Here is a 14,670-nt window from a genome sequence, read left to right as displayed (position 1 = left end):
CTAACAAGCAGGACATCGTGGACAGTTTTAGACCGTAACATCGTGGACATGTCCTGCCTTAAGATCCTTGCTCTATCGGGGAAAACCCCGAACGAATCGCTGCAAGCTTCCGGCTGTAGTGTTCGACTCCTACACGAAACCTCTGTACCGAAGGAGCCACCAACCTCAGGAATGGTCAAGCTGATCCGCTTCATCAGGAGTGATGCGATGCTCGACATCTTCACTGAGCGCTTTCGCCTTGATAGAAGTGTCGTGTACGAGTACGTAACTGCAACTATCTATGTCAAAGAACAGGTGCTCATCGTTGACTGCCAGGGCCACGAGGTCGCGGTTATCGACTACAAGTTACCCTGGATGTAAACGATGTGCTGCTCCTAATTAGGAGCACTCTTTTTGTCCACGATGTGCTGCTACAAATTTGTAGCACTCTTTTGTCCACGATGTGCTGCTACTTATCAACTAGGCACTATGTATTAAGCGTCAGGTAGCAGGACATCGTTGACAGTTTTTATCAATAACATCGTTAACATGTTTAGCATTAGCTCGATAATAGCCCTTGCTGTTCGGGTCTGGGTTTATCCCCGCAAGCGACTTTGCTGAAAGCTTCGGGCACCGTTCTTAGCGAAGGTGAAGCCAGCATGGCTGCCGACGAGGACGTTCGCGGGCGCTTCCGCCGTCGCAGCGTCGGCCGTACGCTTTCCCTCGGCTCACTGCGCATTTTTGATTTATACTCCCAACGTTCGCTACGTCAAGGCCTCGGCGCGTACTTGGGCAACCTTTGGAAAGCTGCGCCTGCGAACAATCCGCAGGAGGCCCGCCACGCTCTGAACCGAGCTTAGGCAATCACCCGAAAGGCCGTTCAAAAGCGAGCATGGCGCGGAAGGCCTTTGAGATGTGGGTCGTGGGAAGTCAGAAGTGGGAACACAGGGTTGGAATTCGCTTGGTGAATTCCTTCATTGATACTCACCTCTGACCTCTCGCCTCACACTTCTCAAAGTCAGGCGAAGCTTTTCAACGGCCTCATAGAACGGTCGAAGCGGAGCACGGAGCGGCGGGGATAACCCAGACCCGCTGTAACCGTTATCGTTGGTTACCAGGGTCGAGAAATTGTAGTTTAGGATACAAACTACCCTGGATGTAAACGATGTGCTGCTCCTTATCACCTATAGCTTACAGCTATTTATGCGGCGCCCGGATCGACCAGGCCCAGGGACAGATTGTAGGCGTCGACCGCTTCGTCCATACGCTGCAGCTGGGCCAGAAAGTCACCGTACAGGCCCCAGAGGAGCGTGTTCCTTGGGTCTTTCGCCAGCAGGTGCTGGAAGATCTTCGTCGCCTCCTCGGCGTTGCCCAGGTGACCCAGGCAGATGGCCCGGTTGGCGTGGTAAACAGTGTTTTGCGGGACCAGCGCCAACGCCCGGTCGTGGTGCGGCAAGGCGTCGGCAAATTTTTGGAGCTTCACCAGGCAGACGGCAAGGTTGTTGTGGAGCGCGGCGTCGTTCGGCGCGTACTTCAAGGCGGCGTAATACACGCTCACCGCTTTGGTGTATTGCTCTGTCACTTCGTAACAGGCAGCAAGATTGGCCAGCACGGTAGGGTCGGCGGGGGCCAGTTTTCTGGCCAGTTCGTAGCACAGTACGGCCTCTTCATAGCGGCGGAGGTGGAAAAGGCTGAAGCCCTTGTTGTTAAGCAGTTCGACAGAATTAAAGCCGTGCCGCTGGGCCGACTCGTAACAATCGACGGCTTCCCGGTGCTGGCCGAGCTTGCTGTAGAGCAAACCGCTGTTGAACTCGAGCTCGGCGTTGGAGCCGTAAGCGCGGGCCTGCTCGAAATGCACCTTGGCTTCGCGCATCCTGCCGAGTTGCATCAGGGCCAGACCCCTGTTGTTCAGTACGGAGATGCCCACGTTCCGTCCCGCGAGCATCGCCCGGTCGTACATCGTCAGGGCTTTCTCCGGTTCGCCCGCCTGCAGGTGCCAGTCCCCCAGGGCGCAAAAAATCCTGGCGCGATCCCCGAGAATCTCCTTGTCATCGTTTAGGGTTGTTTCCTCAAGCCAGGCAATGAAATTACCGGTATCAAAACCGTAATTGGCTCTCGACAGGTGCCAGGCGGCCCGGTCGAGCTGTCCGCGATGAAGATACAGTTTCCCCGCCTCGAGATGCAGGTCGGCTCTTTTCGGCACCTTCTTCAGTACGGCCTCGAGAAGATTGAGCGCGCGCGTTTCCGCGCCTATCAGCCTGTAAAAGCGCGAACTCAAATACCAGAAGCTGCTGCGATTTACCCTGTCCTTCATTCGCGCCCATGGGCTTCGAACAAAAATCCAGTACATTCGGTGCGCCTCCCCTCTCTTTCCGGTAGAGGTTTCGGCGCGTAAGCTTCCTTATCCTGCCATTATTTCCAAGTTTCTTCCGACAAAGGTAGGGATTATACGCAGGAGTTCGACACTCCAGTTCAGAATAGCGGTCCCCTACATCGGACGTGTTGAAAAAACAGGGGCTGTTCATTCTGCAGCACTCGAACTCACACAAGGCCGCCGCAAGACCTACATCGGACGTGTTGAAAAAACAGGGGCTGTTCAAAAACGAGCATGGCGCGGAAGGCGAAGCCGGCCAGCGCGGAGCGTACTGGGTGGTACGTGAGCACTGGGCGGCGAGCGTGACAAAGCCAGGCGAAGTTTTTCAACAGCCCCACATCCCGGGCCATTCCTGCATAATCGCAACGCCAGAGCTTGTCCCCAAGCGGTCGGCGCCGGCCTCCAGCATCGCCAGGGCGAAGGCCAGGTTGCGGATGCCGCCGGCGGCTTTCACCCCGAGGGCGCTGCCGACAGCCCTGCGCAGGAATCGCACGTCCTCCGCGGTGGCCCCTTTGGGGCCGTAGCCCGTCGAGGTTTTAACCGCATCCGCGCCGGCTCCCGTAGCCACCCAGCAGCCGACAAGCTTCTCCTGGTCGGTCAGGTACCCGGTTTCGAGGATCAGTTTAACGTGGATATCCTTGCGAATGTCACGCGCGCCCTCGATGACTTTGTCGGCTTCCGACATGGCGTAGGCCGTGTCACCTTCCTTGATGGCGCCGACGTTCAGTACAACGTCGATCTCGTCGGTGCCGTCCAGGGCCGCCTGTCTGGCCTCCGCCACCTTGGCGGCCAGCGAGGCCGTGCCGTGCGGGAAGCCGATCACGGTACAGACTTTGATGCCCGTGCCGTAAAGCTGGGAGACCGCCGTCGGCGTATAGCACGACGCCACGCATACCGCGCCGAAGCCGAACTCCCTGGCTTCTGCGCACAATCGCACGATGTCCGCTCTTACCGCATCAGGCCTCAGGTTGGTGTGGTCAATCAGCTTGGCCAGTTCCGCTTTGCTCAGGTTCATTATCGCCAATCTCCCGTCTTTATTCCATTCCCAGGGCGATCAGGCGCTCGACCAGGTCAGGGAAGCTGATCCCGGCGGCGCGGGCGGCGTCGGGGTAAAGGCTGACCTCGGTCATTCCCGGAATGGTATTCAGTTCAAGGATGAGGGGACCGTCCTTGCCCACGATAAAATCCACCCGGGCAAAGCCCCGGCAGCCGAGCAGTTCAAAAGTCTGGCGGGCCAGGTCCTTGATGCGGTCCTGGATGTCCTGCGGGAGCCGCGGGGGGATGATGTGGAAGCTTTTCCCGGGCGTGTATTTGGCGGTGTAATCATATACCCCGGTGGCCGACGTGATTTCGATAAGCGGCAGCACCTCCGGGTTGTCGTTACCCAGCACGGCTGCCGTGATTTCGACTCCTGGGATGAACTCCTCGACCAGGAGTTGTCTGTCGTAACGAAAAGCGTTTTGCAAGGCGGACGGCAAATCCCCGGCGTCGCGCACGATGTGGACGCCAATGGACGAGCCCTGCATACAGGGCTTAACCACCAGGGGAACGCCCATCTCCGCTGCAATTACAGCCGCCGTTTCGTCGAAGCCCTCCCGGGCAGCCGGGCGGGCCTTGACTACGGTGAAGCGGGGGTTGGGCAGTCCGACGCTATTCAGCAGCCGCTTGGTGGCGATCTTGTTCATCCCCAGGGCGCTGGCCAGCACACCCGAGCCGGTGTAAGGAATGCCCAGCAGTTCCAGTAACCCTTGGACGGTACCGTCCTCGCCAAAACGGCCATGGAGGGCGATGAAGGCAAATTCGATGCCGGCTCCTTCAATCTGAGCCGCCGGTTTTTCCCCAAGGTCGATGGCGACGGCGTTCAAGCCTTTTTCCGCGAGGGCCTTCAGCACGGCCGTACCGCTCTTCAAGGACACTTCCCGTTCGGCCGAATGGCCTCCCATCAGAACGCCGATCTTTCCGGCCAAGGTCATCCCCTCCGCAATTACTGACATACTTAAGTCTATTCTGGTCGGTAACTAAAAATCCTTTTCTGCGCTCTGCTCTGCCGCGCTTACGGTCTGATGAAGATTTCCTTTTCTATAGGCTTAGCCCGCACCCCGTTTTTGTCTGCGACGTCAAGCCTCAAGTAATGGTACCCGGGCGGCAGTTTCTTCTTCAAAGTGCACCGGACATGCAGGATCTTCTCTTTCCACTGCCGGCTGACGGTATATAAATCAGGAAGTTCAAAAACGTCGTAACCGTTGATCTGGAAGATCAAGGTATGCAGGTCGAGGTCCTTGTACGGATAAGCAAAGGGTGCATCCACCAGCAGGGCCGGCGTGAACGTGACCCCGATTGTCCCGCGGGCTAAGCCGTCGCTGATTTTTTCGTCGTCGTTCAAATCCTCCGCTCCGTCCAGGGTGATCACCGGCGGCATCAGTTGGCGGTACTTTTTGCGAGGCGGTTCGAGACTTGCCGACCGGCTTCTGAGGAGTTCGCTCAGAAAGGCCAGCACCGCCGCGCCGGGATGGTCACGCGGCACGATCCGCAGAAAACGCTCGCTGTGAATGAGATTAAGCAACCGCCTCAGGGCCACTACCCGGAAGTCGACGAGCCCCCAGAAAAACTTGAGGCGCAGTTGCTCTGCCGATTCGATCCAAGGAACCACGGCGTCGGCGTCGACAAATGAGGCCAGGCGGTATGCCAGTTGAAACAGCACGGTGCCCGCACGGGTCACGTCCCTGACGCTGATCTGATGGTCATCGAGGTCGGCGGCTGTTAACTCCTTCCCCAGCTCGGCCAACTGCGCGTCGGACACCGCAAAGAGGCGCTCGACGACGCAGTCGCTCGACATCTCAACCAGGTCGGGTTTGAGGGTAACGGCGGGATCAATGCTGTTCCTTACCGCCTCGAGGAACGACGGTCGTAAGAACCTGAAGAGCGCCAGGATGATCCTCAACCCGTCAAGCACCAGTTTAAAGTTCTGTTGGAGCGCGGGGATCTGGCCGGGACAAATGCGGGACGCCAGTCCCCGGTAGCGCTCCGAGGTGTCCGTCAGGAGATTGTAAGGCCGCCCGTCGGGGCCGATATGCTCGTCGAACAACCTGACGTGCACGCCGTCCAGGTCTTCGGGCTGCATTTTCTGGTAGATCAAGGCGTCGTGGAAAAACTCCACCAGGGCATGGTCGGTCATCGTCTGGCTTTTCAGGACTTCCGGGTAAAACCCGGTGCCCAGGATGCGGTGGGAGTTTGAATAGCCGGAAAAGGTGTACACCCCGTCGGTATCCGCGCTCGGGTCGGAGAGCAGTTCGCCGTCGGCGTCAAGGGCGGCGTGGTGGGCGTACCAGTCGGCGATCTGATGGGCCAGCCACCCGCAGGCTGTAGCGAAATCCGGTTCCGAATAGTGTTTGTAGTCCCTGTTCCCCTTGGCCGCCTGTTTCCACTCGTTAATCAGCCGGTAACCGAATTCAGGCACTCCCCTGGCATTATCTGGCACGTAGTTGTGGGCATAATCATAAATGCCTATATCGTCGTTCAGCAAGTGATAGGCCGAAACAGCGTCGGCGCTGTTACCGCCCCAGATGAACTCGGTCGAATGCTTGTTGAGCAGCCGCAGGGTGTCCAGGTTTATGCCATGGTCGCTGGATTTACCGACTTTGTCGTTGGCCTTTTCAAGAGCGCGCTTATTAATGTAGGGATGGGTGAAGGGCCCCCAGTTCAAGGCCGGCAAAAGCGGGAGCAATACGGCCAGGCGAAGGCATTTCACGATGCGTTTAACCAACAAACCTGTTCCCTCCCGTAGGCATGATATTCAGGCCGCCGTAAAGGGAACTTTGTCCTGGCTGACAGGCCCGGAACCCGCCAGGGTTTTCCGGTTGCGGGCAACATGCGGCTGGTATAAGGTGAAGGTGACGGAGGGTTATATGCGCAGTATGCCTCTACCCCTGCCGCGGGGGTTTTCAATCCTATCCATAATGCGGGCGATCGGGGTCGTCCTTACCGTGGCCGCAGGCGTGATGCTGCTGGTCTCTTTGCTCGGTCCCGTCACCCGCGAGGTCGAGGGCCTCAAATTCCGCGTAGGCCTTGAATTTGGCTGGCCCGGAAAGTCGGCTGTCGAGCTGCCGCCTTTCGGGAGTCTTTCCGCGTCTACGCATTCGGGGCCTTTGACTTTTAAAGTCACCCTTACGGAGATCGAACCGGAGGCCTTCGGCGACGTTCTCATGGGGGAATCGGCTTACCCCGAGGTTGTCAAGGCGGTCCGGAGCGACCTCGAGGGGATGATACCCGGATTTGCCGTGCGGCAGGTGCTCCTGGGGGGCCTGGGCGCGGCCGTCCTCGTCTGGCTTTTCTGGAGAATGGACTGGCGCAGGGTGCTTATCGCCGCTCTGGGCGGACTGATCCTTACCGGGTCCTTGCTGGCCTACAGCGTGAGCAGTTTTGACATGGGCGCCTTCAGGGAGCCGGAATACCACGGGGCCGTGGCAGCGGCCCCCAGGGTCCTTGACCTGGCCCAGGACCTCGCCTCCCGGGTGCAAAACATCAAGGAGAATACGGGGGTCGTCGTCGACAACATCCAGACCCTGTCAGGCAAAGTGAGAAACCTAGCCCTCGCGGGCACGGCGGATGAAAAGAATGTCACCAGGGTGCTGCTGATTTCCGATCTGCACAGCAACCCCGTGGGTTTTCGCTTTGTCGGGGACATCGTCCGGGAATTCAACGTGGAGTGCGTTGTGGATGCCGGGGACCTGACCGATTTCGGGTCGCCGCTCGAAGTGCGCAGCGCCTCCGAGATCAGCGCTTTTGGTGTGCCTTACCTTTTTACGCCGGGGAACCACGACACGCCCGACGTCATGCGGTTTGTCGACGCGCTGCCTAACGGCCGCGTGCTGCGCGACAAGCCGGAAAGGATCGGACAGTTGGAAGTGCTGGGCGCTCCCGATCCCCTGTCCTTCGCTTCCGCCGCGGCGGCGAAATCGGAGCAAGAAGAGGCGGCAGGCCTGGCCCGGCAGACGGAGCAGCTCCGCAAAGCCCTCGACGGCGGCGCGGCACCCGACCTGCTCGTGACCCACGATCCCCGGGCCGCCCTGCCCCTGCTCGACCGGGCCGGAGTCATCGTCAACGGCCACACACACCGGATCGGCTATGAAAAACGCGGCGATACCGTCATCTTGAACCCCGGAACCTCTGGAGCGGCGGGAATCAGGGGACTGGACGGGAAAGGCGATGCTTCCTACTCGGCGATCGTAACGTACTGGCAGGGCAAACGGCTGGCCTACGTCGACCTCATCGAATACCACGCCTTATCCGGAAGGTTTTCCGTGGAGCGCAGGATGGTCCACCTGAACAGGACGGACACGGGCGCCGGGGGGTTAGCCCGAGGCGCCGACCCGGCTCCGTCTTTAGTTGCGGTGCCGGGTATCCGCCAGGCCTACATAAAGCTTTGACAATTTGTAACAATAATGCAAAAGCAATCGTAAAAAACGCCCGAAGGGAGGTTAGCCCGGGGATGTCCGTTAAGAAAAGGCGGAAGCTCAGCGCCGAAGGCATCAGGAATATCCAGGCGGATCTTGAAGTCATCAATGGCGCCGCACCCGACACCAACGAAGAATTGGCTAACGAAACTACGATCAGGGCAAACAGCTTGGCGCCGCGGTGGCTGAACAGGAACCGCAACCGCCGCATCGGCCGGATCTATTAGGAGGGGTGGATTCTTGGTTGACATCACGGAGGTGCCTGACATCGCCGTGGACGGAGAACTCCTGGGAAAGACGGTGAGCCTGACCGCCTTGGAAAACAAGGTCGCCGCGCGGCTCGGGGAACGTTTAGCCTAACGGCGTTTGCGGGTGTCGGCACAGCCCGCCGAGCGGGCATTCTGTGCAGCGTGGCTTTTCCTTGAGACAGATGTTATGGCCGAGGGCGTCGATGAGCGCGTGGTATTCGTTGTAGAGGGCGGTTTCCCGGGGAAGGTGCTCGGTAAACCAGCGCTGCAGGGCGGCATAGGACACATTGCCGTCCTGCCACCCCAAGCGTGCCGTAATGCGCTTGGTATAGTTGTCGATGACGAAGACCGGCTGCTGCGCGGCGTACAGGATGATGCTGTCGGCCGTTTCCTCGCCGATGCCGTTGATGGCCAGGAGCCTGGAGCGCAGGACCGGAGCGTCAAGAGCAAACAAGGCGTCGAGGTCGCCCTCGAATTCCTCCACGACCATGCGGCAGAACTCGCGCAGGCGCGCGGCCTTCTGCCGATAAAAACGGGTGGGCCTGATCATCGCCCACAGCGCTTCTTCGGGAACCGCGAGGATGCCTTTAGGCGACAGGCATCCAGCCTCTTTAAGATTGGCGATCGCTTTTTCAACGTTGCGCCATGCCACCTGCTGGGTAAGGATGGCCCCCACGACGACCTCGAAAGGCGTTTCGGCAGGCCACCAGTGACGCGGGCCGAAGTGATGCAAAAGCCTGTTGAACACATCAAGCAGCAGTTCGCGCAATCTATCACCTGCGATTAATCTTGCCGTCATTCATCATCCTTAAGCATCCGGGACTTCAAACTTATACCCTATACCCCAGACCGTCTTGATGAATTTCGGGCGGTCGGGATCAATCTCTATTTTCTTGCGCAGGCGCCGTATGTGCACCGTAAGCGTGTTCTCGTCCCCCAGGGAAGAATCCCACACCCGCTCGACGAGATCGGAGCGGTTGAAGACGCGGTTCGGCTGGGAAGCAAGCGTCCACAGGAGTTCAAACTCCTTGCTCGTCAATTCGACCTCTTTGCCTCGGATGGTCACCTTGCGCGTAATGGAGTTGATGGTGATCTCGGGGTAGGGCAGGATTTCCTCGCTGTGCTGGAAATAGGTCCTGGCATAGCGGCGCAGGACGGCCTTTACCCTCAAGACTAGTTCCGCGGGGCTGAAGGGTTTGCACTGGTAATCGTCGGCCCCCATCTTGAAGCCGACGATGCGGTCGGTTTCGTCTCCACGCGCCGACAGGACGATTACCGGGACGTCGCGCCTGGCCTTGATTTTGCCCGTCGCTTCAAGGCCGTCCATGTTGGGCAGCATGATATCCATGATCACCAGGCTCGGCTTCACCTGCTCGTCCACCGCCAGCGCCTCAAAGCCGTCGGCGGCGCTGACCACCTCGTACCCCTCCCGGGTCAAGACGTGGGTCAATATCTTGATCACTTTGGGGTCGTCATCGACGACCAGAATGGTTTGCTTGGACACGTTGCCTCCCCCAAAAACCCTTTTAGCCGGCTTCTTCAATCATTTCTTCTGTAATTATACATAAATCAACGATAAATTCCGTCCCCCGCCCGGGGGTGCTTTTAACCTCGATCGTCCCCCCGTGCGCCATCACGATGTGGCGCGCTACCGTCAATCCCAGGCCGCTGCCGCGGAAAAGCCGCGAGGGAACGTTGTCAACCTGGTAGAACTTATGAAAAACCTTCTTGATATGCTCGGGAGCGATGCCCACGCCTGTATCGCGCACCGTTATCCGCAGCTTCGAGGGAGAGTGATCGGTTCTGCCGAGCGTTATGACGACTTTCCCCCCTGCGGGGGTGAACTTGGCGGCGTTGGATAGCAAGTTTATCAGCACCTGCTTGATCTTGTCTGCGTCAAGGTGAAGCATCTGGTCCCCGAAGTCGTTGACCACCTCAACCGTCAGCCCCTGCTTGTGAAACAGGGCGCGCATGCTGCTGACGGTATCCTGGACCAGCTTGACGGGATCGGTCAGCTCAAGATTAAGGACGAGCTTTCCCGCCTCGACCTTGGAGAGGTTGAGGATGTTGTTGATCTGCCTGAGCAGGGCGGCCGCGCTGTCGTTGATTTCGTGGATGTAATCCTCCTGTACCGCGTTGAGCCTTCCCGTATGCCTGTCGAGAAGGAGTTCGGAAAAGGCCAAGATCGAAGTCAGCGGCGTGCGCAGCTCGTGACTCGTGTTGGCCATGATTTCGCTTTTCATGCGGTTGGACCGGGCCAGGGCCCTGTTGGCGTTGGAAAGCTGCTCGTTGGCCTGGTACAGCGCGCGGACAGCCGAAACGAACAACCACCAGAAAAGGGTGGAGAAAGCGAGGAACTTGTAGATGTGTCCAAAGATATTGTAGGTGTCGAGATAGACCACGCGGCTGTACTTGAATATCCCCACGAAAATCAGCAGCAGCAGCGTGATCAGCAGCGCCGTCCTGGCTTCTCCCGTAATACGTCCCAATACGGCGAAAACGAGAGCCACCAAGCTGATCAGGATAATCAGCACCTCGGATGCAAACTTGGGTGCGGTATCGTTTTCCCCGAGCATGTATAGGGCCGGGAAGAACTGAGCGTAATACGACACAAAGACGATCAGGGCGACCGTTCCGATGAAGGTCCCCAGGGTGCAGATCCCGAGCGGCCATCGGTGGCGAATGAAGTGGGGCTTTACAGCTACGAAAAACAGCAGGCCGGCAGCCATAACCAGCCTGGCCATACTGTCAAAGACCGCGGATTTCTGGAGACTATTTGGCGTCAGAAAGTAATCGATACCCGGGGAAGACATGCTGTGCGCGAAATGGAGCAGCCCGACTACGAGGAAGGTCATTGAAAGATTGAGGTCCTGCCATTCGCTGGTCTGCTCGTAACGAAATCCCGCCACAACGTAAATGCTGAGGCAGATGACGACGCTGAGGACCTCGGAGAAAGTATGGAATTGAAAGTAAGTTTCCTCGGTAAGCGAAAAGGGGTTGGAGCTGGCAAAGGCTACTAGTATTATCGAGGCAACGGTGATGGAAACGGCGATAAAGAAATTTAAACGCCAGTTTTCCGAACTGGAATCGGATGCCGTCTCAGCCAACGCTTTCCCCCCTGCTCCGTCACGCAAGAGATGGGATGCTAGTCACCTATTACCGATGTGACACCGTGACACGAGGGAACTCCGCACTGGCAAGGTTCTTCATCGCGTATACGATGGCGCATGTCCTCGAAACCGATCTTCTCCTTTACCAGGGCGACACGGGTGGCGAGATCACCGCCGACTACAGTGTAGGGCACGTGCATAAGATCCAACAGCGCCTTGATTTTGCGGTCAAGGAGAACAGCAGCATCCTCGTCCTGGTATCGGATGCCGTCTTCAGTGAGCTCAAACTCCCGGGGTATATAAAAGATCTCGTATGCGGGAAGGTCCTTTATGGCCCAGGTAAACAGTTGCGTAAGGGCGTGACTCTCCTTGGGATTCTTTAGGTCGCAGGACAACAGGCCGTAAACGTAATTCAGTATCGTGGCGTTATCGCAAAAGATCAGATCGCAATAGTGCAGGTCTTCCTCCCTGCGCTTCTGGCCTTCGTACAGCAGGAACTGTTCAAAAATGCTCGTGGGAACGCCGTAACGTGCGATATACGTCCGGACATATTCCAGGCACAAACCTGTCTTGTATCCGGCCATACTGTAATCGACGTCGAGCTGCTTGCAAAGAGTTGTCTTGCCTGTGCCCGGTCCGCCCAGGATGGCGATTTTTTTGGGTTTTCCGTAATCCGGCATTGACGTCCGACCTCCTTGGACGAGCACTGAGTATCGAGTTTTTTAAATGGTCTGTTTCGACACTGCGTGGGACAATCCCTTCATTTTGGTTTTTCAGGATTATCTTGCAGATTGCACGGTTACCGGGGCGGAACTAAAAAGCGGTGACTCGCATCACCGCTTTGGAGCGTTATCGCTTGTCCGCCTGGCTGATGTCAATATATATGGATCTGTCCGATTCATCCACACGCACCGGGAACTTGCCTTGAGCATCGATGCCGAAATACTTAAAAAATCCTTTGCTGCTGATCTTTTTCTTTTCGATGGCGAAGCCTTTAGCCGCCGGCTTTAAACGGATCACCCGCGTCGCCGGGTCAAAAGCCAGTTCCACCGTTTCCGCATTGAGCTTGTCCAGAGCCATCTTGTTTAATTTGATGGCACTTTTCGATAGTGTAACAATAGGTTGTCTGCGACGCACAAGTCTAATATCCTGTTCCGGATGGAAAACTTCAAACGCCAAGTCAAAGCCTCCTTTCTATCTCTCTTTACTTGTCATCATAGTAATTGCATAAAAACGGTATGTCAACTTCTGGTTATTGGTTCGGAACAAACAATTTTGTGAGTTATCCGGTCAAATAGGAACAATCTTCGCGAAGAAAGAGAGGAGTATGAAGGCTCCCCTCACAGTTTAACAAGTGGGTCTAAATTGTCGAGGTAATGATGAAGTTGCAAAAGACGGTACACTTAGGTTAATTGGGCCGATCACAAAGGTACTTTTCTTGCAGGCAAATCAGCGAGAGGGGGTGCGGAATGGGTGTTTTAACGGAAACGACGGCTACACCCATGTCCTCCAGTGTTTTAATCAGGAGCAGCTGGTCGCGGACTCTGTGTGATAAACATGAAAGATGGGAAAAAATAAAATAATCTACGTCGCCGTCTTCGATCCGGTTGAGCGCTGCCTGAAGCCCAGGACGGTCCAGGGTCCAGCCGGTCGCCCCGATGTCCGAGTATACCTCTATGGACTTGGAACCCAGCCGCCTGGCATAATCCCTGCACTGTTCGATTTGCGCTTCTATTTCATGCACAGATCCGCCTGCAGGGCTGCGCACATAGATTACGGATATCATGGACGTGCTCCTTTTGACTGTTGGGATCCCCGGCCGAATGCGCAAAGAAGTTTTTGTTAAACAACACCTTTGTGCTATAATATAATTTACATGGGCGCGGTGTGACTGGAAAAGTCTCGTAATCGCCAATGGCGGGCGGCGGTAGTGTAAGACTTTAGTAGGTAACCAGAGGGGTTACGAAGAAAAGAGACCTCTGGCGGCTGCCCCGGAGGGCAGCCGACTCCCGGGCAAGGAGTGAGAGGTCTCGTGATCAAAGTTCGCCTTATCGTGCAGGTAGTCCTTCTGTTGGCGAAGGGGATCTTCGAGATTTTACGGTCGGTTGCCAACGTAAGAGAGCTGGAAGAGAGAATGCAGCGTTTAGTGCAAGAGGCGGCTCTCAGGCTTTTTCGTGCGGCATTGGAAGAGATCGACGGGGCACTCGCCGCCCAGAGGGACACCAAGAAGTACAAGAGCGTCGGGTTCCGTGAGCGGACCCTGATCACCAGCTTCGGCGAGTTAAGATTGAAGAGGCGCTTGTATCTGGATACGGAGACAGGCGACTACCGTTTCCTCCTGGACGAGGCCTTGGGGTTAACCGAGGGGCAACGGATGAGTCCGCGGATAACCGAACTGACTGTAGAACTGGCGACAGAGATGCCCTTTCGCCGGGCTGAGAAAATCCTCAGCTATTTAGTGCCGGGGATCAGCGCCATGACCATCTGGTCGCGGGTGCAAGAAAGCGGCCGACGTGCGGCTGAGCACAGCGCCTTGCGACGGGCCGCGATATTCGAACAAGGCGCGGTGCCGGCGGGGAGCAAAGAGATCCGCACCCTGTTCATCGAAGCCGACGGCGTCTGGGTAAGACAGCAACGGACCCGGGAACGCGGCGGAGAGATCAAGCTGGTGGTGGGATACGAAGGGAAAGAAGGGTGTCCCCGGTCCTTAAAAGGGCGACAGACGGTAGCCGGGCTGGTCGACGGTGAAGCTATTTGGGAAGAGGCAAGCGCCGTATTCGGCGAGCGGTGGGCCTTAGAGAAAGTAGCGCAAGTACGGATTGGAGGCGATGGAGCACCCTGGATCGCGAACGGGGGGAAGGCCTGTTTCCCCGGGGCCAGCTACCACCTGGATCCCTTTCATCTCCGGCGGCGCTTGACCGAGGCCCTGGCCTTCAGCGAAGAGATTTATGGCGAAGTCAGCACTTGCATTGCTAGGTTGAATCAAGAGGCCACCGTGGCGGTCTTGGATCGGGCCTTAAAGAAGGCTCGGGGGCGCGCGGCGCGGAAGCGTATCCGAGAGCTGAAGCAATACCTCATCGACAACTGGGAGGGGATCAGCACTTTACCGGAAGAGGAAAGGCTGGGCACCATCGAGGGGCAGGTACGGCACACCCTGGCCCGGCGGATGAAACGGATTGGAGCGCGCTGGACTCCGCGCGGGGCAGACCATATGGCTCGTTTACTGGCCGCCCGTGCCAATGGTGAACTTAGGGTTTATGCGGCGTCTGACGGCGTCGTGAATGCGCCGCTGTTGGAGCAGGTGATCCGCGTTGGGGGTATTGAGCAGCCGCAAAGGCTAAGACGGGAGGACCTGGAGAACTGGCTCAGAGCAGAAATGCCGGCGCTCAAAGGCCCTTGTGCCGGCGAACCGTGGGTCAAACACGTCTTGCGGCAATTGGCTTCTCTGCCGGCCTTACTGTCGGCGTAAGCTAAAATAATCCACGGGAGTCTACCTACTAACTCTT

The 14,670-nt window shown here is 57.3% G+C and carries 14 protein-coding genes; 4 read left to right on the top strand and 10 right to left on the bottom strand.

What is annotated here, in order from left to right:
* Positions 1-171 precede the first annotated feature (171 nt).
* Positions 172-360: a hypothetical protein gene (locus tag ACPV0M_RS04105; RefSeq protein ID WP_425621696.1), complete on the top strand. Its 189-nt coding sequence runs from the start codon at positions 172-174 to the stop codon at positions 358-360.
* An 820-nt stretch (positions 361-1,180) separates the two neighbouring features.
* Here ACPV0M_RS04105 and ACPV0M_RS04100 read toward each other — a convergent pair.
* From ACPV0M_RS04100 to ACPV0M_RS04085, 4 genes are all read right to left on the bottom strand, one after another.
* A complete protein-coding gene (locus ACPV0M_RS04100) occupies positions 1,181-2,257 on the bottom strand; it encodes a tetratricopeptide repeat protein (protein ID WP_425621695.1) in 1,077 nt (358 codons plus the stop codon).
* Positions 2,258-2,678: 421 nt separating this feature from the next.
* Entirely contained in the window at positions 2,679-3,368 is a 690-nt protein-coding gene (gene deoC / locus ACPV0M_RS04095; protein ID WP_425621694.1) for a deoxyribose-phosphate aldolase, read from the bottom strand.
* Positions 3,369-3,387: 19 nt separating this feature from the next.
* The gene (locus ACPV0M_RS04090; RefSeq protein ID WP_425622121.1) at positions 3,388-4,326 is read right to left on the bottom strand and encodes a D-alanine--D-alanine ligase; all 939 of its coding nucleotides are present in this window, start codon (positions 4,324-4,326) and stop codon (positions 3,388-3,390) included.
* A gap of 80 nt (positions 4,327-4,406) precedes the next feature.
* Positions 4,407-6,119: a zinc dependent phospholipase C family protein gene (locus ACPV0M_RS04085; protein ID WP_425621693.1), complete on the bottom strand. Its 1,713-nt coding sequence runs from the start codon at positions 6,117-6,119 to the stop codon at positions 4,407-4,409.
* A 139-nt stretch (positions 6,120-6,258) separates the two neighbouring features.
* On the opposite strand from ACPV0M_RS04085, the gene ACPV0M_RS04080 reads away from it, so the two are divergent.
* Both ACPV0M_RS04080 and ACPV0M_RS04075 read left to right on the top strand, forming a co-directional pair.
* A complete protein-coding gene (locus ACPV0M_RS04080) occupies positions 6,259-7,779 on the top strand; it encodes a metallophosphoesterase family protein (protein ID WP_425621692.1) in 1,521 nt (506 codons plus the stop codon).
* A gap of 62 nt (positions 7,780-7,841) precedes the next feature.
* Positions 7,842-8,033, top strand: coding sequence for a hypothetical protein (locus tag ACPV0M_RS04075; RefSeq protein ID WP_425621691.1), 192 nt, complete (start codon positions 7,842-7,844; stop codon positions 8,031-8,033).
* 124 nt (positions 8,034-8,157) lie between these two features.
* Here the strand turns inward: ACPV0M_RS04075 and ACPV0M_RS04070 are convergent, their stop codons facing one another.
* The 6 genes from ACPV0M_RS04070 to ACPV0M_RS04045 form a co-directional block, all read right to left on the bottom strand.
* The gene (locus tag ACPV0M_RS04070; RefSeq protein WP_425621690.1) at positions 8,158-8,823 is read right to left on the bottom strand and encodes an endonuclease III domain-containing protein; all 666 of its coding nucleotides are present in this window, start codon (positions 8,821-8,823) and stop codon (positions 8,158-8,160) included.
* 39 nt (positions 8,824-8,862) lie between these two features.
* Complete coding sequence (locus ACPV0M_RS04065; RefSeq protein WP_425621689.1) at positions 8,863-9,558, bottom strand: response regulator transcription factor; 696 nt, start codon at positions 9,556-9,558, stop codon at positions 8,863-8,865.
* A 22-nt stretch (positions 9,559-9,580) separates the two neighbouring features.
* Positions 9,581-11,161 (bottom strand): MASE3 domain-containing protein, encoded by a 1,581-nt coding sequence (locus ACPV0M_RS04060; RefSeq protein ID WP_425621688.1) that lies wholly within the window; start codon positions 11,159-11,161, stop codon positions 9,581-9,583.
* A gap of 38 nt (positions 11,162-11,199) precedes the next feature.
* Positions 11,200-11,844 carry an AAA family ATPase gene (locus tag ACPV0M_RS04055; RefSeq protein ID WP_425621687.1) on the bottom strand — a complete coding sequence of 215 codons (645 nt, stop codon included), beginning with the start codon at positions 11,842-11,844 and terminating at the stop codon, positions 11,200-11,202.
* 169 nt (positions 11,845-12,013) lie between these two features.
* A complete protein-coding gene (locus ACPV0M_RS04050) occupies positions 12,014-12,343 on the bottom strand; it encodes a hypothetical protein (RefSeq protein WP_425621686.1) in 330 nt (109 codons plus the stop codon).
* A 229-nt stretch (positions 12,344-12,572) separates the two neighbouring features.
* A complete protein-coding gene (locus tag ACPV0M_RS04045) occupies positions 12,573-12,908 on the bottom strand; it encodes a recombinase family protein (RefSeq protein ID WP_425621685.1) in 336 nt (111 codons plus the stop codon).
* Positions 12,909-13,196: 288 nt separating this feature from the next.
* Between ACPV0M_RS04045 and ACPV0M_RS04040 the strand changes: the two genes are divergently transcribed.
* Positions 13,197-14,633 (top strand): ISLre2 family transposase, encoded by a 1,437-nt coding sequence (locus tag ACPV0M_RS04040; RefSeq protein ID WP_425621589.1) that lies wholly within the window; start codon positions 13,197-13,199, stop codon positions 14,631-14,633.
* The last annotated feature ends 37 nt before the right edge of the window (positions 14,634-14,670 follow it).

The organism is Desulfosceptrum tomskiensis (assembly GCF_049818055.1).
Classification (GTDB): domain Bacteria; phylum Bacillota; class Desulfotomaculia; order Desulfotomaculales; family JASEER01; genus JBFLVT01.
This window is presented reverse-complemented; position numbering and strand designations above follow the sequence as displayed.